Origin of the sequence: Corallococcus sp. AB032C (assembly GCF_003668935.1) — a bacterium.
Taxonomy (GTDB): Bacteria; Myxococcota; Myxococcia; order Myxococcales; family Myxococcaceae; genus Corallococcus; species Corallococcus exiguus.
This window is the reverse complement of sequence record NZ_RAWP01000069.1, coordinates 30,824-53,946: the sequence shown is the minus strand read 5'-3', so window position 1 is coordinate 53,946 and position 23,123 is coordinate 30,824. Positions and strand designations below refer to the sequence as shown.

22 protein-coding genes and 1 pseudogene are annotated in these 23,123 nt (G+C 67.8%); 11 read left to right on the top strand and 12 right to left on the bottom strand.

The features are described 5' to 3' along the window. Positions 1-564 precede the first annotated feature (564 nt). Positions 565-1,134 carry a DUF1629 domain-containing protein gene (locus D7X99_RS26825; RefSeq protein ID WP_121780277.1) on the bottom strand — a complete coding sequence of 190 codons (570 nt, stop codon included), beginning with the start codon at positions 1,132-1,134 and terminating at the stop codon, positions 565-567. Between the two features lie 19 nt (positions 1,135-1,153). Next, positions 1,154-2,434 (bottom strand): AHH domain-containing protein, encoded by a 1,281-nt coding sequence (locus D7X99_RS26820; RefSeq protein WP_368667801.1) that lies wholly within the window; start codon positions 2,432-2,434, stop codon positions 1,154-1,156. Positions 2,435-2,720: 286 nt separating this feature from the next. Here D7X99_RS26820 and D7X99_RS43935 point away from each other — a divergent pair, with 286 nt between their 5' ends. Next, positions 2,721-3,077: a LysR family transcriptional regulator gene (locus D7X99_RS43935; protein ID WP_233613759.1), complete on the top strand. Its 357-nt coding sequence runs from the start codon at positions 2,721-2,723 to the stop codon at positions 3,075-3,077. Beyond that, positions 3,078-3,611 carry a LysR family transcriptional regulator substrate-binding protein gene (locus D7X99_RS43930; RefSeq protein ID WP_233613757.1) on the top strand — a complete coding sequence of 178 codons (534 nt, stop codon included), beginning with the start codon at positions 3,078-3,080 and terminating at the stop codon, positions 3,609-3,611. It begins immediately after the preceding gene. A 69-nt stretch (positions 3,612-3,680) separates the two neighbouring features. Here the strand turns inward: D7X99_RS43930 and D7X99_RS44715 are convergent, their stop codons facing one another. The 3 genes and pseudogenes from D7X99_RS44715 to D7X99_RS26805 form a co-directional block, all read right to left on the bottom strand. Then, positions 3,681-4,001, bottom strand: a complete 321-nt coding sequence (locus D7X99_RS44715; protein ID WP_199756368.1) for an antibiotic biosynthesis monooxygenase — start codon at positions 3,999-4,001, stop codon at positions 3,681-3,683. A 3-nt stretch (positions 4,002-4,004) separates the two neighbouring features. After that, positions 4,005-4,319 (bottom strand): annotated as a pseudogene (locus D7X99_RS44710) (putative quinol monooxygenase); the annotation flags it as partial. Positions 4,320-4,624: 305 nt separating this feature from the next. Further along, positions 4,625-5,434 (bottom strand): oxidoreductase, encoded by an 810-nt coding sequence (locus tag D7X99_RS26805; protein ID WP_121780275.1) that lies wholly within the window; start codon positions 5,432-5,434, stop codon positions 4,625-4,627. A gap of 122 nt (positions 5,435-5,556) precedes the next feature. Here D7X99_RS26805 and D7X99_RS26800 point away from each other — a divergent pair, with 122 nt between their 5' ends. Beyond that, on the top strand, positions 5,557-6,444 hold the full coding sequence (locus D7X99_RS26800) for a LysR family transcriptional regulator (RefSeq protein ID WP_121780274.1): 888 nt from the start codon (positions 5,557-5,559) through the stop codon (positions 6,442-6,444). Between the two features lie 101 nt (positions 6,445-6,545). Here D7X99_RS26800 and D7X99_RS26795 read toward each other — a convergent pair whose 3' ends face one another. Further along, the gene (locus tag D7X99_RS26795) at positions 6,546-8,417 is read right to left on the bottom strand and encodes a M23 family metallopeptidase (RefSeq protein WP_121780273.1); all 1,872 of its coding nucleotides are present in this window, start codon (positions 8,415-8,417) and stop codon (positions 6,546-6,548) included. Positions 8,418-8,647: 230 nt separating this feature from the next. Between D7X99_RS26795 and D7X99_RS26790 the strand changes: the two genes are divergently transcribed. From D7X99_RS26790 to D7X99_RS26780, 3 genes are all read left to right on the top strand, one after another. Continuing rightward, positions 8,648-11,197, top strand: coding sequence for a hypothetical protein (locus tag D7X99_RS26790; protein WP_121780272.1), 2,550 nt, complete (start codon positions 8,648-8,650; stop codon positions 11,195-11,197). Continuing rightward, entirely contained in the window at positions 11,194-12,030 is an 837-nt protein-coding gene (locus D7X99_RS26785) for a hypothetical protein (protein WP_121780271.1), read from the top strand. Before D7X99_RS26790 ends, D7X99_RS26785 begins: the two co-directional genes overlap by 4 nt. Before the next feature lie 378 nt (positions 12,031-12,408). Continuing rightward, positions 12,409-13,113, top strand: a complete 705-nt coding sequence (locus D7X99_RS26780) for a hypothetical protein (RefSeq protein ID WP_233613753.1) — start codon at positions 12,409-12,411, stop codon at positions 13,111-13,113. A gap of 12 nt (positions 13,114-13,125) precedes the next feature. Here D7X99_RS26780 and D7X99_RS26775 read toward each other — a convergent pair whose 3' ends face one another. Further along, positions 13,126-14,523, bottom strand: a complete 1,398-nt coding sequence (locus D7X99_RS26775; protein WP_147476277.1) for a hypothetical protein — start codon at positions 14,521-14,523, stop codon at positions 13,126-13,128. On the opposite strand from D7X99_RS26775, the gene D7X99_RS26770 reads away from it, so the two are divergent. The 3 genes from D7X99_RS26770 to D7X99_RS26760 all read left to right on the top strand — a co-directional run bounded on the left by D7X99_RS26770 (position 14,513) and on the right by D7X99_RS26760 (position 16,734). After that, positions 14,513-14,695: a hypothetical protein gene (locus D7X99_RS26770; protein WP_147454607.1), complete on the top strand. Its 183-nt coding sequence runs from the start codon at positions 14,513-14,515 to the stop codon at positions 14,693-14,695. The genes D7X99_RS26775 and D7X99_RS26770 overlap by 11 nt on opposite strands. Before the next feature lie 158 nt (positions 14,696-14,853). Next, positions 14,854-15,735 (top strand): monofunctional biosynthetic peptidoglycan transglycosylase, encoded by an 882-nt coding sequence (gene mtgA, locus D7X99_RS26765; protein WP_121780267.1) that lies wholly within the window; start codon positions 14,854-14,856, stop codon positions 15,733-15,735. A 57-nt stretch (positions 15,736-15,792) separates the two neighbouring features. After that, positions 15,793-16,734, top strand: a complete 942-nt coding sequence (locus tag D7X99_RS26760) for a hypothetical protein (protein ID WP_121780266.1) — start codon at positions 15,793-15,795, stop codon at positions 16,732-16,734. Positions 16,735-16,753: 19 nt separating this feature from the next. Here D7X99_RS26760 and D7X99_RS26755 read toward each other — a convergent pair whose 3' ends face one another. Together D7X99_RS26755 and glsA are read right to left on the bottom strand one after the other, a co-directional pair. After that, the gene (locus D7X99_RS26755) at positions 16,754-18,121 is read right to left on the bottom strand and encodes a hypothetical protein (RefSeq protein WP_121780265.1); all 1,368 of its coding nucleotides are present in this window, start codon (positions 18,119-18,121) and stop codon (positions 16,754-16,756) included. Positions 18,122-18,161: 40 nt separating this feature from the next. After that, positions 18,162-19,160, bottom strand: coding sequence for a glutaminase A (gene glsA / locus D7X99_RS26750; protein WP_121780264.1), 999 nt, complete (start codon positions 19,158-19,160; stop codon positions 18,162-18,164). A 203-nt stretch (positions 19,161-19,363) separates the two neighbouring features. On the opposite strand from glsA, the gene D7X99_RS26745 reads away from it, so the two are divergent. Beyond that, entirely contained in the window at positions 19,364-19,789 is a 426-nt protein-coding gene (locus D7X99_RS26745) for a hypothetical protein (RefSeq protein ID WP_121780263.1), read from the top strand. Positions 19,790-19,824: 35 nt separating this feature from the next. Here D7X99_RS26745 and D7X99_RS26740 read toward each other — a convergent pair whose 3' ends face one another. The 3 genes from D7X99_RS26740 to D7X99_RS26730 form a co-directional block, all read right to left on the bottom strand. Beyond that, positions 19,825-20,292, bottom strand: a complete 468-nt coding sequence (locus D7X99_RS26740; RefSeq protein ID WP_121780262.1) for a hypothetical protein — start codon at positions 20,290-20,292, stop codon at positions 19,825-19,827. A 96-nt stretch (positions 20,293-20,388) separates the two neighbouring features. After that, positions 20,389-20,877, bottom strand: coding sequence for a VOC family protein (locus D7X99_RS26735; RefSeq protein WP_121780261.1), 489 nt, complete (start codon positions 20,875-20,877; stop codon positions 20,389-20,391). Between the two features lie 17 nt (positions 20,878-20,894). After that, the gene (locus D7X99_RS26730; protein ID WP_121780260.1) at positions 20,895-21,695 is read right to left on the bottom strand and encodes a VOC family protein; all 801 of its coding nucleotides are present in this window, start codon (positions 21,693-21,695) and stop codon (positions 20,895-20,897) included. Positions 21,696-21,895: 200 nt separating this feature from the next. Here D7X99_RS26730 and D7X99_RS26725 point away from each other — a divergent pair, with 200 nt between their 5' ends. Continuing rightward, complete coding sequence (locus tag D7X99_RS26725) at positions 21,896-22,936, top strand: peptidoglycan-binding protein (protein WP_158627076.1); 1,041 nt, start codon at positions 21,896-21,898, stop codon at positions 22,934-22,936. Positions 22,937-23,123: the final 187 nt, after the last annotated feature.

The following is a 23,123-nucleotide window of genomic DNA, read 5'->3' as shown; positions in this document are numbered from 1 at the left end:
CCCCTTGCGTGGGTGGGTTGCCGGGTTCGGCCGTCGCGGGGGGGGCGCTACCTTGACGGATCCGTTCATCCTGAGGACGCTCGACTGGCTGCGCGCGGAGCTGGGTACGGGCCCGTTCTTGCGCCGGTACCGGATGGATAGGAGATCCACCCGCTGACGCGCGAGCAGTTGGGGAACCTCCCACAGGCCTTCAGCCACCTGGGCCTCATCAGCGCCGCCGCGCGCATCGACCGCGCGCTCAGGCTCCGAGACGAAGGGCAGTCGGAGCCCCCGCACCTCCTGGAGCCCGAGCCGCCATCCATTGAGTGACCCTGTTCTTCCTCGACACAGAAGCCTCTGGCGGCACAGTTTCATCGGGCCCGCGCGGTTCTGGGGGTGCAATGACACGCCAACCCATGCCGGCCTGTCGCTTGATTCGACAGTCACTTGTGGAGGCGGTGGGAATCGAAGCCTCGTAGGCGGACTTGGTCCCTGCTCGGACCACCGGCCGCCCACCCGGCTCTCCCTCTGAGAAAGGGGGCGGATTCCTGGCCGAGCGCTACCTCGGAGCCATGGAGTCCGTCCCTAGACTTCTTCAAATTCCGTCCCTGTGGCCCCCATGCGTTCCAGGGCTTCTTTGATATCGTCCCGGACAATCAGCGCGATAGCCCAGCCCCGGGCGCGGAATATTTTGGCGTCACCTACCTGCGCCGGGTCGATCCGCATCCCTCGCACGTCCCGGTACTTCCCCAGCTTCTCGGGCCGCCCATCTTCTGGGGTCCATTTCCTGACGTGCCTTGATGTTCGTTCGTCAATGCACTGAATGAGTTGGGTCGCCACGAGAATGAAGAACGGCTCAGGGTGGCCCTCTATCTCCACGGGCAGGGTCTGCACTTCCTCGGGGGCTAGCTCCGTGAGTGCGGAAGCCACTCGGGCGTGGACCACCGGGGCCGCGAACGCCGCTTGTGAGAAGTCGAGCGCCCTGCCGGGTACATCCATGGGAAGTTTCAAGCGTCCCAGGTCTGGAAGTTGCTGGCCCCGATAGAACATCCAGGGGTCGTCCACCTCCCGGCCTTGAGCGTCGGTGGGAGTGCCGAGCACCCACCGGCCTGGAATGGTCATGTCGTCGCTCAGATCGAAATAGCGCCTTACCATGCGATCCATTGTCGTGATCCTAGGTGCCAGTGACCAGCCTGTTGAGGTCGGACCCGTGGGTGGCGATTTCCCCCGCCAAGTCACGCAATTCCGTAGTCAGCGCTTCGCGGCATTGCTGCATGGTGCGACACCCCTCCGTTGCGTCAGACAGGCGGCGGAGAATCGCCTTGTGGTACGCCTGCGGGTGAGGTCCCTTGTGGCCCTTGACGTGGACGATGTTGGCCGGATCGTCCAGCGACATGCCCGCCTTATCGAAGATCCTCTGGAACTTGGGAGACCACGGACCTTCATTGTTCGTGGACTTCCACCACTTGTTCGAGGCGATGTGGTGGTCATGGCCCTTCGCGTCTACCGGTGCGGCAGCCGCGCCCCCCATGGCCCGTGCCGTCATGGCCACCGCGTTGGGGGCCAGCGCCACGGTGACAGCCTCGCCCGTCACCGCCACCGCTCCCACTTCGCCCACGGCGGCAAGGCGGATACCCGCCCGGCCCCCGGCCAGCGCCGCCGCCTGGGCGGAACCGGGCAGCGTCGGCACCTTCGAGGCGAAGCCCGCGGCCGTGTTACCGACGGCCACTGTCGCCAGCAGCGCGAAGGCTCGCGCCGCGTTCCGGCCCATCACCTTGCCGTAGTGCTCACCCGCATCGCGTAGTTCGTCAAACGTGGTGGCCCGGTCCGCTTCCTCCACCAGCCGTTTGAAGCCTGCGATCAGCGTCCAGAAGGTGTCCACCCCGAGGTAGACAATGGCAGTCGCCGTCATAACGGCAGCCAGGCCCTTGCTCACGGGCTCGGGCACCGACCAGAGGACCAGGTAGAGGGTCATGGTCCACAGCGCAGCCGAGAGCGCCGCGTGCGGGTCGGCCATGCCTTTGAAGGCATCCAGCATCTCTTCCAGGACAACACCTTGAGCCATGGCCATGGCCAGCGCATAGCGCCCGTCTCCGGTGACGGTGGGGCTCTCCGCCAGCAAGCGCAGACAGTCGCCCTTGCGCCCGGTGCGCTCACACCAACGCAGATATGCCCGCGTCAGGTCCATCTCCGCTTGCGGCATGTCGGAGGCCAGCGCAGCCCCCTCCAGTGGCGTCATCCGCCGGGTGCGCGGATCGAAGAGGTACGTGCCGCCTCGGGCGTCCACGCCCATCAGGCGCCGTGCGGCCTGCTCGGGATTGGCCGGGAGCCTCACGCCCAGCGCCAGCCTCGCCACGGCCGCTTTGAACTCGCGCCGCTCCACCTCCACCGGCCCCGCTTCGTCGTTGTGCGGAGTGAAGACGACTGGCGGCCCCTGGCCCGTTTCCAATCGCACCACGCGCCCTGAGGCACAGCCTGTCAGCCAAACCAGCAGGAGTAGCGCGACAGCGCGGTGAACACTCATCAAGTCCCCCAGCGGGAAAGTGCTTCATCCTCCAGGGCGAGGCAGGGCCACGACCAGAACCCATCGGATCGGGCCGCCCCGAGCGCCACCGCAGGGCGTGGCATCCGCGAGGTGCACAGCGGCGGCCTTGCCGATTGCCGCCGTCGCCTTGCGTGAAACTCCCACGGGAAGCCCGCGTGGGTTGCCTGTCCACCGGCAACGGGCGAGCCTGCGTCGCATGGAGATGCATCAGGTCCGGTACTTCCTGGCGGTGTCGGAGACGCACAGCTTCACGCGTGCCGCGGAGCGCTGCCACGTGTCGCAGCCCACGCTGACCGCCGCCATCAAGAAGCTGGAGGCGGAGCTGGGCGGACTGCTGCTCCTGCGAGACCGGAGTGGCGCGAAGCTCACGCCCCTGGGCCGGTTGGTGTTGCCCCGGCTCCAGCGCATCGACGATGAGAGCCGGAGCGTGGCGCTCATCGCGGAGAACCACCGCCGCCTGAAGCAGGTGCCCCTGCGCATCGGGGTGCTGTGCACCATCGGTCCCGCACGTCTGTCCGGCTACCTGGCGGCGTTCCGCGCCGTGGCACCCTGAGTGGAGGTAGAGCTTCAGGTCGGCACGCGCGACAAGGTGCTGCGGCAACTGGAGGAAGCGGAGGTGGACCTCGTCATCACCCACGCCGTGGCGCCCACGCCCGACTGGTGCGTCGTCACCCCAGTCTATGAGGAGCGCTACCTGGTCGTGCTTCCCCCCGGACATCGCCTGGCGGCGCAGGACACCGTGCGGCTGGCGGAATTGTCCGACGAGCCCTACATCGACCGGCTCTCCTGCGAGATGCGCGAACAGGTCGGGGCGCTGTGCACGTCTCGAAAGGTGGAGCTGTACGCCAGCTATCGCACCGAACGTGAGGAGTGGGTCCAGAGCCTGGTCGCCGCGGGCGTAGGCTTCGCCTTCATGCCCGAGCACTCGCTGATGCCGGGCGCCACCACCGCGCGGCCCCGCGTCGAACCGTCGCTCCAGCGCACCGTGTCCCTGCTGCGCTCGGGGGACCGCACCGCGCCACCGGCCGCGAAGCTCTTCTGGCGCACCCTCCTGGAGAGCGCGGGCCGGCCACGTCCCGGCGCCTGAAAGCAGACGGCGCGAGGCCCACCCCGTGAGGTGCGCCCCGCGCCCGGAACCCGGATGAAGCGGTGACGTTCAGCGCTTCACGGCGAGCACGTCCACCTGCTCGATGACTGGCGGCTTCGCGAGCAGCTCCGGCGCCTGCGCCATCAGCGCCGCGGCCACCTTGCCGCCCAGGTGCGCCTTGCGGCCCGCCTCGTCAGGGAACGTGTCCACGATGCCGAACGTGGTCGGCGACAGGCGAATCGCGTACCAGTGCAGGGTGGCCGGCTCGTCGCGCACGATGGGCAGCCCGCCTTCCAGGAACTTCCGCACGTCGCCTTCCTTGCCCGGCTTCGCCTCCAGTATGACGACCAGCGCCTTCGAGTCGGTCACCTCCGGAGTGCCCGGCGCCATGACGGCGAGCAGCTCCACGGCTTGGATGGACGGGGCCGTGGACAGCAGCTCCGGCGCCTGCGCCATCAGCGCCGCGGCCACCTTGCCACCCAGGTGCGCCTGACGGCCCGCCTCGTCGGCGAAGGTGTCGAAGATGCCGAACGAGGTCGGACCGAAGCGCAGCGCGAACCACTGCGCCGTCGCCGGTTCCTCGTGGACCAGGGGCAGGCCCCCCTCCAGGAACTTCTGCACGTCGCCTTCCTTGCCCGGCTTCGCCTCCAGGCGCACCAGCAGGCCCACGTGCACAGCCTCTGCCTTCTGCGATTGCGTCGTCGTCATGGTCTCACCCGTCGTGCTCTTGGAGGAAGCCGCGCAGCCCCATCCCACCAGGGAGGTGGCCAGCGCGAGGAAGGCTATTCGGTACGGATTCAGAAAGGCATACATGGAAGGCTCCAGGGGCCAGGGGGAGTCGGGTGGCGCACAGGTGCGTCAACGCGACCGCGACGTGGACACATATAGATGTCGCTTCCCTCCACCGTGAGAGCCCGGCGCCAATGGATCGATCGTTCCCACCCCGCCCGTTCCCTCAGCTCCCGGGAAACAGACGCCGGGCCTCAGGCCGCTGAGGGCAAGAGGCACAACGCTCAGGTGAAGTCCGTGGAGAGCGAGAGGGCACGGTGGGCCTCCAGCTCGCGGGCCACGAAGGCGTTCTTGTCCTCGAGGGCCTTCACTGTGTCGCTGCCCAGGGCCAGCCGCAGCGGAGGCTGCTCCAGCTTCACCAGTTCAATCATCGCGGTCGCGAGCTTCGCCGGGTCGCCCGGCTGCTGGTGGTTGAGCTCGACCGCGCGAGACCGCATCGCGCCGGACGTCTGCGCGTAGTCGGGGATGATCCGCTCCGCGCGGGTGAGTGACGCCGCGTCCAGGAAGTCGGTGCGGAAGTAGCCGGGCTCCACCACCGTGACGTGGATGCCCAGCGGGGCCAGTTCATCATGGAGCGCCTCGCTCAGGCCCTCCACGGCGAACTTCGTGGAGCAGTACACGCCCCATCCCGCGGACGAGCGGTAGCCGCCAATGGAGGACAGGTTGATGACGTGTCCGGAGCGTTGCTGCCTCATGACGGGCAGCACCGCGCGGGTGACGGCGAGCAGACCGAAGACATTGGTGCGGTAGAGCTTCTCGATTTCGGCGGCGCTCGACTCCTCCACGCCGCCGAGCAGTCCGAAGCCCGCGTTGTTGACGAGCACGTCGATGCGGCCCGCCTCCGCCACGACGCGCTGGGCCTCGGCCTCGTCGGTGACGTCCAGCTTCGCGGCCACCAGCCTCGGGTGGGCCGCCAGGGGAATGCTCTGGGGATTGCGCGCGGTGGCGATGACACGGTCTCCCGCGTCGAGCGCCGCCTGGGCGATGAGGACTCCGAAACCGCGGGATGCGCCAGTGATGAGCCAGGTCTTCATGTGCGTGCTCCTCGTCAGGGGTTGGCTACAAGCGAAGAGATAGACCTGGACCATCCATGAGAGAATGCGCACGGAAGACACAAGACCGTTGAATCCGGCTCAACAGCGGAAAGGGAGTCCCCATGCAGGCCGACGTCCGCGAGCTGACGGTGTTCCTGGAGATCGCCCGGCACCTGAACTTCCGCCGCGCGGCGGGGGCCCTGGGCGTGACGCCGTCCGCGCTGAGCCACAGTCTGCGGGGGCTGGAGGAGAAGCTGGGCCTGCGGTTGGTGCACCGCACCACCCGGAGCGTGGCGCTCACCGCGGCGGGCGAGCGGCTCGCCGAGCGGCTGCGGCCGGCGTTCCGGGACATCGACGACGCACTCGATGACCTGAACACGTTCCGTGAGGCCCCCGTGGGAAAGCTGCGCATCAGCGCGGCCCGGGTGGCGATCCGGTTGGCCTTGCTGCCGGTGCTGGGCCCGTTCCTGGAGGCGCATCCCGGCATCGAGGTGGAGGTCGTCGACGGCGCCGCGTTCGTGGACATCGTGAAGGAGGGGTTCGACGCGGGCGTGCGCTTTCACGAGCGCGTGGCCGCGGACATGGTGGCGATTGCGCTGGGCCCCCGGCTGCGTTCGGCCATCGTCGCCACGCCCGCGTACTTCGCGAAACATCCGCCGCCCAAGGCGCCCGGGGATCTGGCCGCGCATGACTGCATCCAGTTCCGGTTCTCCAATGGCTCACGCTACGCGTGGGAGCTGGAGCGCGACGGCAAGGCCCTGGAGGTGGAGACGCGAGGCTCCCTGGCGCTCAGCGACCAGGTGGAGATCCTCGAAGCCGCGCTCGCGGGCCTGGGGCTGGCGTATGTCTTCGAGTCGCAGGTGGAGTCACTGCTCCGGCAGCGACGGCTGGTTCGCGTGCTGGAGGACTGGTGCCCGTCCTACCCGGGCTTCTTCCTCTACTACCCGAGCCGCAGGCACCTGCCCCCCGTGCTCAAGGCCTTCGTGGACTTCGTGCGGGCCCGGACGTGAGTCCTCAGTGGCGGAGGTGATGCCCGCCGTGGCCGCTCCGCCGAACCGCACCTCGAAGGCTCGCAGGTGCGGTCCGTCCACTCATGGCCGTGCCGGGACGCTCAGGGCTGGACGACGTTGACGCGGGAGGAGCCGAAGGCCTCCTTCTTCCAGACGCCGTTGTCCAGGCCGCGCACGTACGGGGTGCCCTGGAACAGGGTGAGATCATAAGCGCGGATGCCGCCCGGGTGCTCGGCCCACGTGCTGCCGCTCGTGGAGAACCAGAGGCCGTCATTGGCCCCGATGCCCCACAGCATGCCGGTGGCGCCGTCCACCGCCAGCCGCTTCAGCGTCGTGGTGGCGGGCAGCTGCACGAAGGAGGATCCGTTGTGTTTCCAGACGCGGTCATCCATGCCGATGAGGTAGGGGATGCCCTGCGCGACCGCGATGTCCTTGCCCGTCGCGGACGTCGGAGTCTGCGCGCTCCACACGAGGGTGGCCGGGTTGAAGGAGTAGACCTTGTCGTCCAGGCCAATGACCCAGACCTTGCCGGTGGACTCATCCACCGTGAGGCGCTTCGCCGTCTGCGACGTCTGGATCCACCCCGAGCTGGTGCCACGGTAGACGAAGTCGTTCATCCCAATCAGATACGGAATCGTGGCGGTGACGGCGATGGCCTTCGCGCTGCCGCCCGGGTTCACGTCCAGGTAGACACCGGTGTTGTAGGGGACACTCAGGCGGTCGTGGGTGGTGAGGACCGCGCCCGTGCTGCTGCCCACGGTCCACAGCTGACCATTGGAGCCCAGCGCGAAGTCGTTGACCACGGAGTTGCTCAGCACCACCGGCGCGCTCGCCGCGGGCCAGAGGAGCGAGTTGATGTGATTGGGCGCCGCTCCGCTGGGAATGCCCACGCCGTTCATCGGGGACCAGGGCGCGAGCTGCTCCATCCCGAACCAGGGGGTCAGCACCGCCTGGTCGATGGCGTACGCGCTGTTGAGCGGGACGGGGCGCAGCGGGCCTCCGCACTGGGGGGACCACAGCGTCGACGATGCGTCCGACTTGATCGCTCCGATGTGGAGGTGCGGCTTCGAGGAGCTGCCCGAGTTGCCCAGCAGGCCCAGGAAGTCACCCTCGTGGACCACCGCGCCCACGGTCAGCAGGCTGGGGTTGAGCGTGCCGGCCTGCATGTGGGCGTACCCGACCAGATACGTGCCGTTGTCGATGGTGAAGCTGTTGCCGCCGCCGTGCGACGCCGGGTTGACGGAGCCCACCGGGAAGTTGGTCGCGTCGGTGTTGACGAAGTCCGTCACCGTGCCCCCGGTGACCGCGTAGATGGGCTTGCCCCACTGCCGGTAGTGCTCGTTCTGCGAACCGTCGGTGCCCGGAAGCACGTCGGACCAGCCGGAGCCCGTCCAACCATAGACACCCACGTCATAAGCGAAGAGCTGGCAGCCCTGGACGCTCGCGCCGTGCACCGCGCCCATGCCCTGCCAGTATTCGTGGGGACGCAGGTCGCCCACACGGCCCCAGAAGCGGTTGCTGCCGGACGGCGTGGGCGCCTGGTAGGCGGCGAGCGTGAACGTCTCCGTCACCGGGGTCGCATAGCCCGTGAAGAAGAGCCGCATGCGGATGCTGTTCGGCGCCGGGTTCGGCAGGATGATGTTCTGGGCGGCGCTGAACGACCAGTTGCGGACCGCGTTCGCGGGCACGACGAGGCTGGTGGACATGCCCGTCAGCACCGTCGTGCCGGGAAAGTCGATCAGGATCTGGGTCAACGTGACAGACGTCGCCTCGTTGTTGCGCAACGCCAGCGCGAGCGACACCTGGTGGCTGGGGCCCGACCCGCCGAGGGAAGGGGACGCCATGGTGAGATAGCGGATGGCGCCTCCCTCCATGGGTTCGTAATAGGTCGTGACAGCCGGTGCCTGGGCGAGCGCGAGCTGCCCCCACAGGAGACTGGGCAACAACAGCAGCAGGGTGCGGAGCTTCATCATGGGTGCGGGGGTCCTTTGCTTGGAAGCAGGCCCTCCCCAAAGCAACAGGTGTACCAAGACACGCTCCCCCGGAAGCGTCCTCGCTCGGGGGCCCGGGGCAGGCGGGGGGCGGCAAGGCCCGCATGCAAGTCCTGCACGACCACGGCAATCCTTGCCGTCGTCCTCGCTGCCTCCCAGGGAGAGCCCCACGGCATGAGCGGTGCAGTCCGGCTGCTCGACCCGGAGGCATCATGCAACGCGTTCCACTCTTGTTGGCCCTCGCCAGCCTCATCCCCACGGGGGCCCTGGCGGCGCCTCACGTCACGAAGCTCCTCCCCCAGGACGCGGGGGTCCACTGCAGCCCCGCGACTCCGTGCCTCCAGCCCACGGCGGACGGCGTGGTCTCCGCCCTGGAGTACGCCGACGGCAAGAAGTTCCCGCTGCAGGATTACGTGAACGGAGGTCCCAACGGAGACCTGTTCCTCTCCGTCTCCGACAACGCCAGCTACACCGCGGACGAGTGCAACGTGGGGAAGCCCCAGAATCCCTGCCACGTGCAGTCCCTGTTCATCGGCATGCGCCTGCCCAAGCCCAGGAATGCCAGCGGGAACTTCGTGGGCCTGGAGGGCACCGTCAGCGTCTGGCTCGATGCGAAGCGCGGCGAAACCCTCCAGCTGGCCTCCGGCGCGCACGTGCCTCGTGACGAGGACCGGCGCATCACGTTGAACTACTCCACCGTCAAGGGCTTCGCGGACACCCGCCAGAGCAAGGGCACCCTCAGCGGCACGAATGGCTGGGGCGCGCTCGCGGCCCCCACCGAGGCCTGGGACACCACCGTGGTGGTGTCGAGCCCGGCCTCGGACCCGGCCCACGTCCACATCGAGTTCGAGATCAAGCTGGCGCCGGGCCTCCCCGTCGGAGGCGCGAGCGAGCCGCTCCTGGCCACGGTGCGCAAGCTGGGACTCGGCATCGAACACATTCCCGTCCCGACGACCTCCGCGCAGACGGTGGGTGGCGGCCGGTTCCCCAACCGCGCGGGCCTGTCGTCCGGCGGCACCCTGACGGGCAACTGGGAAACGCTCGAGTTCTCAAGCCCGACACCGATTCCGCTCAGCTTCACCACGTGGAACGTGGGGCAGATGCCTGACGTGACCGCCTGGGTCGACGATGGCGGCTCGGGGGAAATCGATACCGTCGCCCAGCGGATCTTCCGCAAGGAGGTCGCCTGCATCTCCGAGATCTGGATGGCGCATGAGCGCGGCGAGCTCATCGAGAAGGTCAACGCGCTGCGCGCGGGAGCGCTGCTGCCGCCCATGCAGGCCGTCACCGAGCTGAATGACAACATCCTCCAGCCATCCCTGTTCAGCACGGGACTGGTGTTGCTGTCCTCGCGGCAGATCCTCGAGGGCGGGGTGCACCACTTCCCCGTCGGCATGTGCACTGGCAGCGACTGCGCCCAGGCCAAGGGCGTGCTCTGGGCGCGCATCGCCACGCCGGCCGCGACCGCCCCTGTCTTCGTCGATGAACACGACACCCCCACGCTCGCCAAGGGGACCGACTACTCCGAGTTCGTCGACGTGTTCTGCACCCACGTCAACGCGGGAGAAAACACGGCGGGGCCCGACACCACCGCGCGCGAGAACCAGTTCTCCAACATCAAGGCCTACGTCCAGCAGGTGCGCCAGGGCGGACCCCTGACCGACACGGTCTTTCCCTTTGACGTCCATGACGCCTTTCCCCAGGGCACCTGGCCGAGCGGCCTGGACCGCCCCGCCTTCCTGCTGGGGGACCTGAACACCGTGGGGCCCAAGGGCGTGCAGACCAACGTCGCCTTCGACCAGTACGCCGACATGGTGGGCCCTGGCCTCCTGGACATCAGCACGCTGAGCGCGTTCGACATGGCCAACACCCAGTTCTCCGAGATGCGGGACCTGGCCCGGGTGGTCTCCGGTCCGAACTCGATGGCGGGCGGGACGTGGCTGTCCAGCGTCTGCACCGACAACGTGGTGAACGAGCTGGATGCCAAGAAGCGCCTCGACTACGTCCTGGTGTTCCCGGCCCAGGACACCTTGGACTTCCCCGCGTTCGCGTTGCTCAACGGCACCACGGCGAGCGTCAACCCCCACTTCGATCCCACCTCCGGCAGCGAGGACTCCGAGGGGAACCTCGTCCAGCAATGCCTGTCGGATCACGCCATGGTGGATGTCACCGTGCAGCTGGCGCGGGTGAAGGACGTCGTGAAGTACAACCCGATGAAGAAACACCGGGTCGAGTACGCCGTGAAGCAGGTCACCGACCTGGAGACCGCGAGCGGCTGCTGCGCGGACTGGTTCTCGCCGCGCGTGCTGATGATCGCCAATGGCTTCACGAAGCTGAACACCTTCCTGAACATCAACGAGGGCCAGACCATCTACCCGAACTGGCGAGTGCACACGGGCGCCGACAGCCTCCTCCCGGACCTGCCGGTCGGTTTCTCGGGGGCGGTGAACATGACGTCGGCCATCTGGGAGTCGGACTCCGGCCCGAACGACCACTACGACTCCACGCCTGAGAGCAGCGCCATCCTGGAGGCGGACGACAAGGACGCGCACCTCACCTTCTTCGCGAACAGCGGCGTGCTCCGCCGGGTGAAGGGCGAGTTGACGGCCATTGACTGGCTCGCCGGGGTGGAACTCCTGGGGAGCTTCATGGACGGCTACGAGAACGGCATCACCGTGGAGACCGAAGGACACGACACGGCCACGGGCGACAACGCCCGCGTGCGGCACTACTTCAACGTGAAGGAAATGGAATCGCCATGAGCACGATGAACCTGAAGTGCGCGGTGTTTGCACTGGTGCTGGGGGGCACGGCCCAGGCAGTCGAACCGATGGTGCCCTACGACAACTTCAACCCGATGAAGTCCAACCCTCCACGCGCGACGAAGATCCGCGGCATCGACCCGGCCCGGTGGGTGGATGAGCAGACCGGAACGCGGCTGGACTCCCTCCGGGAGCTGGCCTTCACCCGCCTGCGGTTGATGAGTCGTTCGGACACGGGGACGGGCCGCTACGGCCTGCGCTTCTCCCAATCCTCGGCCGTGACGGCCATCGCGGCGAAGGTGCGCCTGAACAATGCCAGGAGCACGGGGTGCACGGCCCCTGCGGGAGCTCCGGCGGCCCGGAGCGCCGCCGAGCTCACGGGCCACTTCTTCAACACCCGGGGCGCGGTGGGAAGGAGCCTGCAGGACGACGTCACCGCGTCCATCCGCACCGTCTCGCGGTCCACGGACCCCGCCGGCTCCCAGGCGCTGCGGGTGGAGGCGGTCATCGAGCAATGCACGAACGCCTCGTGCTCGACCCGCACGCAGCTCTTCACTGCGGACCTGGGCCTGGTCCACCAGGGCGAGCAGGCGGCGCTGCGGCTCCAGTGGGACGTGGCGAATCACCGCTTCGTGTTCCAGCGCGACACGCAACCGGAGGTGTACGGGGCCTACACCGTGACGGACACCCACGCGCCCGGCAGCTCGAGCAAGGCACTGGTGGTGACCCATGACCTGCCCACCTGCGCCAGCAGCACCCCGGCGCCCCTGGGGTATGCGAACGCGTACTTCCACGACGTGTTCGTGAACGAGTCCGCGGCGCCCGCCCCCTGACGGCCCTGAGATGGAAACCATCGCGATTGGATGTTTGTCGTTGGTCAACGCTAGGGGAGTCATGGGCTTGCATTGCGTGGGTCACGACAGCCACAGTCGGCATGACGCTTCCCCTGTCTGTTGATGGAGCCCCCCATGCCCAGCAAACTGCGGCCGACCTCTTTCTCCAGCCCCAGCCCCAGCCCCAGCAGGAGTTCCAGTCCTGTCAGTGGCAGTGCTACGCCGACGCGCAGCCCGTCGCTTCCGCCCCAGACGCAGACCTCTGCTTCCTCCTCGACGAAGCGCCCCCGGGATGATGCGGATACGTTCGACGCGGGCACTTCGAAGCGGCCCAAGCGGGCCGCGGCAACTGGCGAAACGCCCCCCTCGGCCGCCGAGTTGTACAAGCAGCAGAACGCGGTGGGCCTGCAGGACACCCACTCCGCCCGCACCGGCGACATGTCGTCCCTGCGCACCACGCAGGACACACCTCAGGACGGACTCAACCTGCTGGCCCACGTCGGCAGTCAGGCGAAGGACAAGAAGGGCCTCTTCTACGAAGGCTCCGTGGAGCGCCGCGGGCTCGGGCCCCAGCAGGTCCTCACCGCGGTGCCGGACCGGGACAAGGGCGAGCACACCAACGTCTTCAAGGGCATGACCGGGGGCGAGCCCAGCTCCACGAAGTACCAGAAGAACCTGGGCACCGCCGACGGGGACACCCCCTACGAAATCCTCCACGGCATGGGCCATGGCGAAGGCGGCAAGAAGACGCAGTCGGCGCAGAACCTGGCCTCGGCCTCTCACGGCGCCAACACGGCCATGATTCCCGCGGACAAGGCCATTGCCGGCAACCCGGACATCCTCGTGGACACGCGCTTCAACGTCCGTCCTGGCACCCACCGCGCTGAATCCGTGGACCAGACCTTCTTCCACAAGGACCGCCCCACGGAGCCCATCTTCCAGCAGCGCATCGACGGCGACCTGCCCAAGGTCACCACGAGCCAGTACAAACAACTCCAGAAGGACGCGGAGTTCCTCAAGGACCGCGAGCGCCTCTCCGCCGCCGTCGACCTGCTGAACCTCAAGGACGGCGGCAAGGGCTGAGCCTTCGCGAGGTCAGCCCTCCGAGAGGGTGAGCGACCCTGGCATCTGTCCTCCGCCGTTGTTGAACTGGAAGACGCTGAGCTTGGACACGCGCTCCGCCACCACGTCGGTGAAGTTGTTCGCCTCCGGCGTCAGCAGCAGGGCCATGGCCTCTTCAGGGGTCGCCGCGTTGGCGACACCCACCGCCCAGTTCTCCGGCGTGTTGCCCGCGTATCCGGGCTGGCCCTGCTCGATGGCGGTCAGCCAGTCCTTCGCGAGCTGCTGGACCTGCTGTGCCTCCGCGTGGGTGAAGGACACGGAGGCCGTGGTGCCAGTCCCCGTCGCGTTCGGGTAGACGTCCTGGAGCCCGTTCGCGGTCCCGGGGGCCAGGTCCGGCAGGGTGGCCGCGTAGGTGTACGTGGACGGGTCCTCGGGATCCTTCCATTCGCCACTGACCGAGAAGCTGACGGGGCCCTTGGTGCCCGTGTACTGGAACTCCGTCGGGCCACCCGCGTCGTAGGTCGTGGCGACGTACACGTTGCTGTCGATCACGGCCGCGCCCAGGTCGATGGCGAAGGTGACCTCCCGCGTGAGCGTGTCGGAGGCAATCTGCACTGTCGCCGCGTTCGACGTGCCGTTCGCCGGGTCGTTCTTCGGCAGCTCGCCCGTGGCGAGGAATTGGTTGTAGGCCGCCTGTCCCGCCGGCGTGGAGATGTCGAAGTCCACCTGCCGCGAGCTCAACTGCCCCTCCACGCGCCGCGTGTCCGTCGCTCCGAACGCGATATCGAACACGCCCAGCTTTCCCTCGAGGGTGCGCGACACCGCCTCCGTGGGGCCGGCGGTGACCCGGACGGTCTTGTCGTCCAGCCGGGTGACGGCGAGGGACATGCCGCTGGCCTTCTCCGTGCTCATCCCCCCGATGGCGCCGAAGATGCCGGAGATGTTCTTGAACACCACCTCCATCCCCGTGCCCACGAAGGACTCGCCGTTGAGCGTCACGGTGGCGCCCACCGGCAGGTTCTGGGGCAGGGACGGGTTGAGCTGCTGGGCGGCCTGTTCGGGCGAGGTGATGCCCGCAGCGGCCGCGGTCGGCAGCGTCACCTGGTAGCTGCCACGCACGCCCGCCTGGGCGGTGCCGGTGACGGTGACGTGCGTCGTGTGCGCCTGGAGCTCTCCCTTCACGCCGACCTCGGCCTCCACGCTGAAGGTCGTCATCTCCGCGTCCCGGCTGAAGCTCGCGCCCAGCTCGGTGTACCCGGCCACCTTCATGGAGAAGATGCCCGCATCCACCTTCACCCCGGCCTCGAGGCTCGCGCTCCCGGAGATGCCATTGGGGCCCAGCATCACCGAGTCACTGGCGGCAAAGTCCTTGGCGGCGGTCGGCTTCGCGAGAATCGGCGTGTCGGTGGGGGAGGGCGCGGTGTCCGGCACGTTCAGCGGGTTGCGCTTCGAAGTCCCCGGCGTGCTCCCGCTGAAGCTGTCGGTGGACACGCCTCCCCAGGACGACGTGCCGCTCGACGGCCGCGGCGGACCTGCCGGCGCCTGCTGCGGTGCGCTCACGGCTCCGCTGCTCGACGGCTTCACGGTGTTGATGAACGGCTGAAAGCTCCGAATCGGCCACTGCATGTGGACTTCCCCCTCTGCGACAGTCAGAGGGGTTGTCGCGCGAACCGCCGCAGCGGACGAATTAAGCCGGGTTAAATCCGCGTCCGGCCGCGTTCTGGACAGCGGGTGCTGGTCGGGGCAGATGTAGGCGTACAGATGACATCCCGTCCGCCCCCTGCGCGCCCCTCCACTGTCCGGATGCAGAAGACGAAGCAGCCCTCCTCTGGAGCCCGGCGACCCGCGGGGAAGCCCTCCGGAGGCCCGGCCTGGCGTCGCTGGGCGCTCGGCGGGTGGCTGATGCTGGCCCTCTGGTTCGGCGTGGAGGCCGCGCGGCTGCCCGACGTGGGCGCCCTGCGGACGCAGAACCCGCGCACCACCGCGCTCATGGCGCAGCGAGCCGAAGAGGCGCTGGAGGCGGGCACGAAGCCCCGCGTGCGCCAGGCCTGGGTGCCGCTCGGAGCGGTGGCCCCGCACGCCGTGGACGCCGTGTTGTGCTCCGAGGACGCGCGCTTCTACCGGCACGAGGGCGTGGACTGGACCGAGGTGGAGAACGCCTTCGAGCAGTCAGTGCGCGAGGCACGCCTGGGGCGCGGCGCCTCCACCCTCACGCAGCAGCTGGCGAAGAACCTCTACCTCTCCACGGACCGCAGCCTGCTGCGCAAGGGGAAGGAGCTGTTGCTCGCGCGCCAGTTGGAGTCACACCTGTCCAAGCAGCGCATCCTCGCGCTGTACCTGAACGTCGTGGAGTGGGGAGAGGGCGTCTACGGAATCGAGGCGGCGGCGCGCGAGCACTTCGGCGTCTCGGCGCGGTCGCTCAGCGTGGCGCAGGGCGCGATGCTCGCGGCCATGCTGCCCGCCCCGCGTCGCTGGCTGCCGGCGCAGCGGCCCGAGACCCTGCGCACCCGTGCTGGCGTCATCATCGGGAGGCTGGAGCGCGAGGGGCGCATCAGCGCGGCGCAAGCCCGCGAGGCCCAGGCCGAGCTCTCGCGCTTCTTCGGTGGACCGGCTGCGCCCGGCCTGGTGGCGGACGCCAGCTGAAGAACTTTTCGCGGGGCCGTGCGTGGAAGGTGCCACGTCCTTTTCGTCGAGGTTCTCGTGCGTGCCCTCCGTCCGCTGTTCTGCTGCATTGCCTTCGTCCTGTCGTCCACTCCCGCCCTCGCGCAGTACAACAAGGCGGCGGGCCAAAACGCTCCCATGGAGAGCGTCAGCCGGGTGGTGACACGCAATGACGGCTCGCAGGAGCTGCGCGAAACGGTGCGCCCCGCGCCCCGCGACGGCTTTGGCAACGCGAAGGGCAACCAGAACGACCTCGCGGTGGACGGCGCCTTCGAGGGGCAGACGGTGGCGGTGCTCCAGTTCTACACGCAGGACTTCGACTTCTCGCTGCCGAAGGCCGCGCTGAAGGAGAAGGGCTTCTCCGTGTACCGCTGGGTCAACAGCGCGCCAGACCCCAAGGAGCTGCGCAAGGCGCTCCAGAAGGCGTGTCAGCTGTGGATCATCTCGGACGAGACGCAGCACCTGACGCCCGAGCACGTGAAGGTCATCAAGGAGTTCTTCGACGCGGGACACGGCGTGTACATCTGGGGCGACAACTCGCCCTACTACGCGGACGCCAACGTGGTGGGCCAGGCGCTGCTGGGCACGGTCATGGTGGGCAACATCATCGGCGACCAGACGGTCGGCCTGCGCAAGGACGGGGAGGGCCCGGGGCTGCTGCGCCGGCACCTGCTCACCACTGGCCTGGAGTACCTCTACGAGGGCATCACCATCGCCACCATCCAGCCGAGCCAGCAGCTCACGCCGCTGCTTCATGGCTCCGCGGGCAACCTGGTGGCGGCCTTCCATGACAACGGCGGCAAGCGGGCCATCTTCGACGGTGGCTTCACGCGCCTCTACAACAAGTGGGACACGGCGGGCACCGCGCGCTACGTGAAGAACGCGGCGGCCTGGCTGACCAACGTGGAGCGCTTCGGCAACGCCGTGGTGCGCGCGGACCTGCGCACCACCCAGGACCCGAAGCCCGCGCCGAAGCAGTGACCCTGCTGGGCAAGCCCCTTCACCAGTAGCCGGCGGGAATGGCGCGCAGGAACTGCGCGTCCTTCCAATCCCAGACGCGCGAAGGATCCTTGTCCACGTCCGCCGGAAAAGAATTCCAGTTGTGGACGTCGTAGGAGTTGGACGCCCGCCAGTGGATGAACACGCTGAACACGGCCGTCACGACCAGCGCGCCCGCGAGGACGCGGTTCCGTGAGGGAGCCTCCAGCACCGTCTGCACGGGGAACGCGAGGAAGTAGACGAGGTAGGGCAGCACGTCGGTGAAGAAGCGCGGGCCAATGGAGTGCCCGGCCCACCAGATGAAGAAGGAGGAGATGGCCGCCCAGTGCAGGACCAGGATGAGGGCGAAGACGACCTCGTAGGGCTCCAGGCTCCGGCTGCGCCATCGCTGGACGAAGCCCACGACGCCCAGCACGAGGAACGGTGAGAAGGTGAAGAGGCCTCGCGAGGGACTGACGAGGTTTGCGGCCAGGGCCATGAAGAACCGGCCGGCGAGTGGATCCAGCGAGTGACGGTAGTAGGGCGAGAACACCGAGCCGTAGACAGACAGGTGGTACGCGCAGAAGGGAATCGCGACGAGCGCCGCGCCCGCGAAGTAGGCCGGCAGCTGGCGGCGGAAGCGCAGGGCCATGAACCCGGTGACCACCAGGACGGTGAGGGAGTGCGTGGGCCGGCAGGCGTAGGCGGCCGCGACCCAGAGGCCCAGCAGGAACGCGGTGCGCGCGGTCTGCGCGGGCCGGGCCAGCAACAGCATGACGCAGGCGATGGCGAGGAGCCCGGGGCCGTGCTGCCAGAGCACCCGGCTCGCGGTGGAGTACGCCGTGGTGCCCAGCCCGAAAAGCAGCACGGTGACGAGCGCCGCCCCCGGGGACACCCGCCTGCGCAGGGTGACGAGGAGCACCGCCGCGGCGGCGCAGACGTAGAAAGAGGCGATGAGCTGCTCGGTGAGGGCGAACGAGCCCAGGTACTCCCTCCCTGTGTGCCGGAACAGCACCCGCCAGGCCAGCGCCTCGGCACCGAACCTCCCCAGGCGGGGCAGCACTGGCTCCATCAGGGAGATGAGTCCTTCGGCGGCGGCCAGGAGCGGGAGCGCGGACACCATCACGCCCGGCGGGTACACGTAGTACGTGTGGCCACCGGCCTCGTTGCGCGCATAGGCGGTCCCCGGGAAGAACGAGTGCCGGAACTCGTCCAGGTCGGTGTTGCCCTCGTGGAGGATGCTGGCCGCGGAAGGGATGGACCACAGCGAGTCCGTCTGCAACCGCGCCTCGCTTGTGGTGTAGATGCCGAACAAGGCCAGACACATCAGCCAGAGCGCGAGCGTGGAGGAGGCGAAGCCACCGCGCGATGAGAGGGATGGGGTCGGCACGGAGGGGGTTCTATCGAATCCGACAGAAGAACCCCAAGCCTCACCGCGTCGTGTCAGGCTGAGGGCGTGACATGAACAGACTCAAGCCAAGCCGTGGAGCCAGGAACCGCGCGACGAGCTGACCCTTGACGCTGTTGCCCGCCGTGTCGAGCAGCGGGGCGAAGGTGCCCAGCCCGCCCTTGCCCGGCGCGACGGCGACGATGCCGCCGCCAATGCCACTCTTGCCCGGGACCCCCACGTCGTAGAGCCAGTCCCCGGAGGTCTCATACATCCCCGCCGTGGCCATCACCGCGAGCGTGTGATGACAGACCTCTTCGTCGACGACGCGCGCCCCGGTGAGCGGGTTGACGCCTCCGTCCGCCAGGGTCGCTCCCATCACGGCGAGCTCCCTGGCGGTCACCGCCAATGAACACTGGCGCGTGTAGAGCCCGGTCGTCAGGACCGGATCCGCCTCCAGGCGGCCCAGACCGTGGAGCAGGAAGGCGAGCCCCTGGTTGCGGTGGTGGGTCTCCATCGCTGAGGCATACACCTCTTCGTCGAGCGCGAGCGGGTGTCCGGCGAAGCGCGACAGCCCCTCATGGATGAACCGCCACCGGGCCTCGGGACTGCTGCCTGGAACGAGCCCCGTGGTCGCCAGCGCTCCCGAGTTCACCATGGGGTTGGTGCGTCCGTCCGGGCTCAGGTCAAGGGCCATGGCCGAGTTGAACGGCAGGCCCGTGCCATTGACCCCCAGCTTGCGCCGCACCTCTTCGGGCCCCAGGGACTGACAGACGAGCGCGAAGACGAACGGCTTGGAGACGCTCATGATGGAGAAGGGATGGTCCACGTCCCCGGCCCCATGGCTGCTGCCGTTGATGCCCACCACGCACGCGCCGAAGAGCCGGGGATCCACCCTGGCGAGCGCCGGGTAGACCTGGGAGCACTGTCCCTCGGTGTTCCCCTGATGGCGCTGGTAGGCCTCGTCCACCAACGCCCGGACCTGCTCCGCCGCGGGGAGCTGCCCGGTGGAGATGAAGGGGGGTTCGCCTGTCGTATCCATGCGTGAAGGCGCTCGGCTTCCTGGAAGCAGGGGAGAAGCGCAGCTTCCTGTCTGGAAAGTTCGTCGCGCCCGGATGCGTGTCAACGTCACAGGGACATCTGATTTGTTGCAGATTTCTTGTGTTGCAGGTTTCGGTGCTCTGTCGCGCTGATTCGCGGGTGGTGTATGTTTCACTGAAACCGCCGGTTGAGACATCTCCCTCCATGTACACCCTCGACGAATCGCTCTGGCCCCTGGCCATTGTCCAGCGTGGCGACACCACGACGGACAGCGAGATGGAAAGCATCCTCCGGAGCCTTTCCAAGCTCATCCACCGGCGCGAGCCCTATGTCTTGATCATCGACTTCTCGCGGTCCCGTCCGCTGACGCATTCACAGCGGATGCTGCTGGCGGATCATCAGGCCGAGATCGCCGACCTGGCTCGCGAGTACTGCAAGGGGTTCTTCGTGGTGATCAACTCGACCACCGCGAGACTCGCGAGGGCCGTCACCAGCTTCGTCCGTCCCGGCGCGGATCAACACGAGGAGGTCCCGTCGTTGACCGAGGCGCTCGCGCGCGCCGCGCTCTGCTTCGAGCAGGCAGGTGTGACGAGGGGGGCCATCATTGCCCGCGCCCAGGCGCGCCGTTAGAGGCGCGGTCCTGGCACGAGCCGCTCACGCCGCGGCTACAGAATCTCCTCGAGGGCGCTCTTCCAGCTGTAGTTCCCGGGCTCCTTGCCCGCGATGGAGCTCTTCGCCGGGTCGATGTGGATGGTCAGCACGCTCCCGTCGAGCGAGACCTTGGTTCCCTCCGTCGACAGCTTGCAGACCGTCTTGGTGACGGCCTCCTTCACCGCCGCCTTGCCATCCGGGGTGCCACAAACCTCGACCAGGGTGCCCACGGCGGACTGGCAGGCGCTCTGGGTCCGGTCCTTCATCGGGTCGAAGGCGGGGTAGGTCGACCTGTCGTAGCTGCTCTTCAAGGACGACCCGCAGGCCTTGTTGACCGCGTCCTCCTTCTTCTTCAGCTCCGTGTCGTAGGTGGCCCAGCCGTTCTTCTGGGCCACGGTGAGCCGCGCGGGCTTGGAGGCGGACTCGTCGGCGATGGCGAGCGAGGCGAAGAGGCAGAGGCACAGGGACGGAATCCGGAACATGAAGGCTCCTGGTGGAAGCGGCTCGCGGGAGCGCGAACCGCCGTTCCTCCAGGGAAGGACCCCCCGGAATTCTTTTGCATTCTTCGCTCGCGGGCATCAGCCCTTGCGCGCCGCGTTGATCGCCGCGATGTCGATCTTCTGCATCTCCATCATCGCGGCGAACACCCGCTTGCGCACGGCCGGATCCGGATCGCTCATGCCGTCCGTCAGGGCGGCAGGGGTGATCTGCCACGAGATTCCCCACTTGTCCTTGCACCACCCGCACTGACTTTCCTGACCGCCGTTGCCGACGATGGCCTTCCAGTAGCGGTCCGTCTCCTCCTGGTCCTTCGTGCTGATCTGGAACGAGAAGGCTTCACTGTGCTTGAAGGCGGGACCGCCATTGAGGCCGATGCACGGAATGCCCAGCACGGTGAACTCCACCGTGAGGGCATCCCCCTCCTTGCCGTCCGGGTAGTCGCCAGGTGCGCGGTGCGTGGCGCCAACGGAGCTGCCGGGGAAGGTGCGGGCGTAGAACGCAGCCGCTTCTTCGGCATTGCGTTCGTACCAGAGGCAGATGAGGGCCTTGTTCACGGGGTTCGTCATGGTTGCGCTCCTTGGGCTCACTCGCCCTTGCGTCCTACAACACCAAATGCGGCACCCGCGGGGTCCGTTGCAACGACAATCCAGTCGCCGCCGGGCACCTCGTGCGGACCTTGCAGCACCTTGCCACCGTTGGCGGTGATGGCGCGCTGCGCCTCGGCTACCGAGGGGACGCCGAAGTAGAACAGCCAGGTGCCAGTGGGGCCGGGGCCCTCGGCGGGCTTCTGCATGATGGCGCCGAGCCGAACGCCGTCGTGGTCGATGAAGCAGTAGTCGCCCATCGGACCCATGGGCATCACGTCGTTGAACTGGAAGTGGAAGTGCTTCGCGTAGAACGTCCTGGCGCGCGTGAGGTCGGGGCTGGCCAGCTCGTTCCAGCGGATGCGCTGCGACTCCTTCACGTCGAAGACGTCGCTCTTCGCCTCGGGTTTGCCGGGCGGTGGAATCGGCGCCATCACGTAGAAGGGCGTGCCCATCGGGTCGGCGACCATCGCGATCTTTCCGACGGGAAGATCCATGCGCGGCATCACCACCCTGGCGCCATCGGCGACCATGGCCTGGAGGGACGCGTCGACATCGGCCACGTGCAGATAGCCGAGCCAGCAGGGCTGTGCGCCATGCTGCACCATGTCTTTTGAAAGGCGCAGCACGCCGCCGGCAGAGCCGCCATCGCCGCGCATGATCATGCGGTAGTCCTGTCCGTTCGGCATGGACTCGGACGGGGCCGAGATCTTCCAGCCAACGACGGCGCCATAGAACTTCGCGGCGGCGTCGGGGTCGTGGGTCATCAGCTCGTACCAGATGAAGCTTCCAGTGCTCATCGTGTCATTCCCTTCGCGAACGGATGGAACTCTGCTCCGGACCGATGTGGAGGGTCCGCGCGCCCGCGTCGAGCAAGACCTTCGTTCCTTTGCATGCTTCCTGACGAAGCCGGGTCGCCATTGTGCAGTGCGGCAAGCCCTGCCGAGTCGGCGCGAACAGAAGAAACATTTCCTCTCGATGGGCGAGAATCATGGAAATCATGCGAACCACTCCCCACCACCGCCCCCTCCACGTCGGCTCCACTGGCAACCGCGTCCAGAAGGTCGAGGAGCGCCTGAAGTCGGCCGGTTGCTTCAAGGGTGCCGCCGACGACCGCTTCGACGCCAAGACCGCCAAGGCGGTGGTCGCCTACAAGCGCGACAACGGCTGGGAAGGGAAGCCGCAGGGGGTCGTCGGCGAGCGGATGGACCAATCGCTGAAGCGCATCAGCGCCACCGCCACCCCCGGGACTGAAGGCAGCACCACCGCCCAGGCCAGTGCGACCGGTGGCAGCGACAGCAAGGGCAAGACCCCGTCGCAGCTCAAGGGCGCGACCTACAACGTCGAGCGCGACCGCAATCCCAAGGACGTGCAGAAGTGGCTGGGCGACTTCGCCAAGAAGAACAAACTCGACTTCGTTCAGCTCCAGGAGATCAACGGCTACCACAAGGCCCTGGAGAACATCCCCGGCTACCACCTGGTGACCTTCCCCGGAGCCAAGGACCATGGCGAGACGGGTATCCTCGTGAAGGACAGCCTGCTCCAGGGGCAGAAGACGTCCATCCAGGGCGAGGGCGGCGGCTGGACCACCGTGCGTGGTGGCCATGCTCCGCCGCGAGCGGCCACCGCGGTCAAGCTCGCGGGCTGGCTGCAGGTGGTCTCGGCCCACCAGCCGCCCTCGGTCGACTGGAAGGGTGGGGAGCCCGTCGGGCCGAAGAACCGCGTGAGTACCTACAAGTCGCTCTCCGAGAAGCTGCTCGGCTTCGCGCAGCGGAAGATCGAGAAGAACCCTGACGAGGGCCTGCTCATCGGCGGCGACTGGAACGAACCGGCGTCGACGAAGGGGAAGTGGTCGCCCGGCTGGATTGCCCAGCAGGCGGGCATGGCCACTCATGGCGGCGTGGAGAGCCACGGTCACGGCAAGATTGACTATGCGATGTCCTACGGGTGCAAGGTCTCGAACGTGAGGGCCGGCCCGACTGGCGGCTCGGACCACAACATCGTCATGTACACCGTGAGCCGCCCGAAGGGTAAGGGCTGAAACAGCCTCGGGATCCCGCCTGAGCGGACGACCTGATCGTCATCTTGGGTTTGATTTGAATTCTTGGCTGAGGTCGAACCCGGGCTGCTCGTTGATGCGCGAGTCGTCGAGCACGACGAAGGTCGCACCGCCTGGGTATGCGCACCAAGTGGCGCTACAGTGGGCGGGCAGATGTCCGAACCCACGT

Excerpts from the sequence above, each read along its gene's own strand:
- D7X99_RS26825 (WP_121780277.1), bottom strand. The coding sequence starts at position 1,134 with ATGGTAAGGCGCTATTTCGATCTGAGCGACGACATGACCATTCCAGGC.
- D7X99_RS26725 (WP_158627076.1), top strand. The coding sequence starts at position 21,896 with ATGCGAACCACTCCCCACCACCGCCCCCTCCACGTCGGCTCCACTGGC.
- D7X99_RS43935 (WP_233613759.1), top strand. The coding sequence starts at position 2,721 with ATGGAGATGCATCAGGTCCGGTACTTCCTGGCGGTGTCGGAGACGCAC.
- D7X99_RS26735 (WP_121780261.1), bottom strand. The coding sequence starts at position 20,877 with ATGACGAACCCCGTGAACAAGGCCCTCATCTGCCTCTGGTACGAACGC.
- D7X99_RS26795 (WP_121780273.1), bottom strand. The coding sequence starts at position 8,417 with ATGATGAAGCTCCGCACCCTGCTGCTGTTGTTGCCCAGTCTCCTGTGG.
- D7X99_RS26790 (WP_121780272.1), top strand. The coding sequence starts at position 8,648 with ATGCAACGCGTTCCACTCTTGTTGGCCCTCGCCAGCCTCATCCCCACG.
- D7X99_RS26800 (WP_121780274.1), top strand. The coding sequence starts at position 5,557 with ATGCAGGCCGACGTCCGCGAGCTGACGGTGTTCCTGGAGATCGCCCGG.
- D7X99_RS26785 (WP_121780271.1), top strand. The coding sequence starts at position 11,194 with ATGAGCACGATGAACCTGAAGTGCGCGGTGTTTGCACTGGTGCTGGGG.
- D7X99_RS44715 (WP_199756368.1), bottom strand. The coding sequence starts at position 4,001 with ATGGCGCCGGGCACTCCGGAGGTGACCGACTCGAAGGCGCTGGTCGTC.
- mtgA (WP_121780267.1), top strand. The coding sequence starts at position 14,854 with ATGACATCCCGTCCGCCCCCTGCGCGCCCCTCCACTGTCCGGATGCAG.
- D7X99_RS26740 (WP_121780262.1), bottom strand. The coding sequence starts at position 20,292 with ATGTTCCGGATTCCGTCCCTGTGCCTCTGCCTCTTCGCCTCGCTCGCC.
- D7X99_RS26745 (WP_121780263.1), top strand. The coding sequence starts at position 19,364 with ATGTACACCCTCGACGAATCGCTCTGGCCCCTGGCCATTGTCCAGCGT.
- D7X99_RS26805 (WP_121780275.1), bottom strand. The coding sequence starts at position 5,434 with ATGAAGACCTGGCTCATCACTGGCGCATCCCGCGGTTTCGGAGTCCTC.
- glsA (WP_121780264.1), bottom strand. The coding sequence starts at position 19,160 with ATGGATACGACAGGCGAACCCCCCTTCATCTCCACCGGGCAGCTCCCC.
- D7X99_RS26730 (WP_121780260.1), bottom strand. The coding sequence starts at position 21,695 with ATGAGCACTGGAAGCTTCATCTGGTACGAGCTGATGACCCACGACCCC.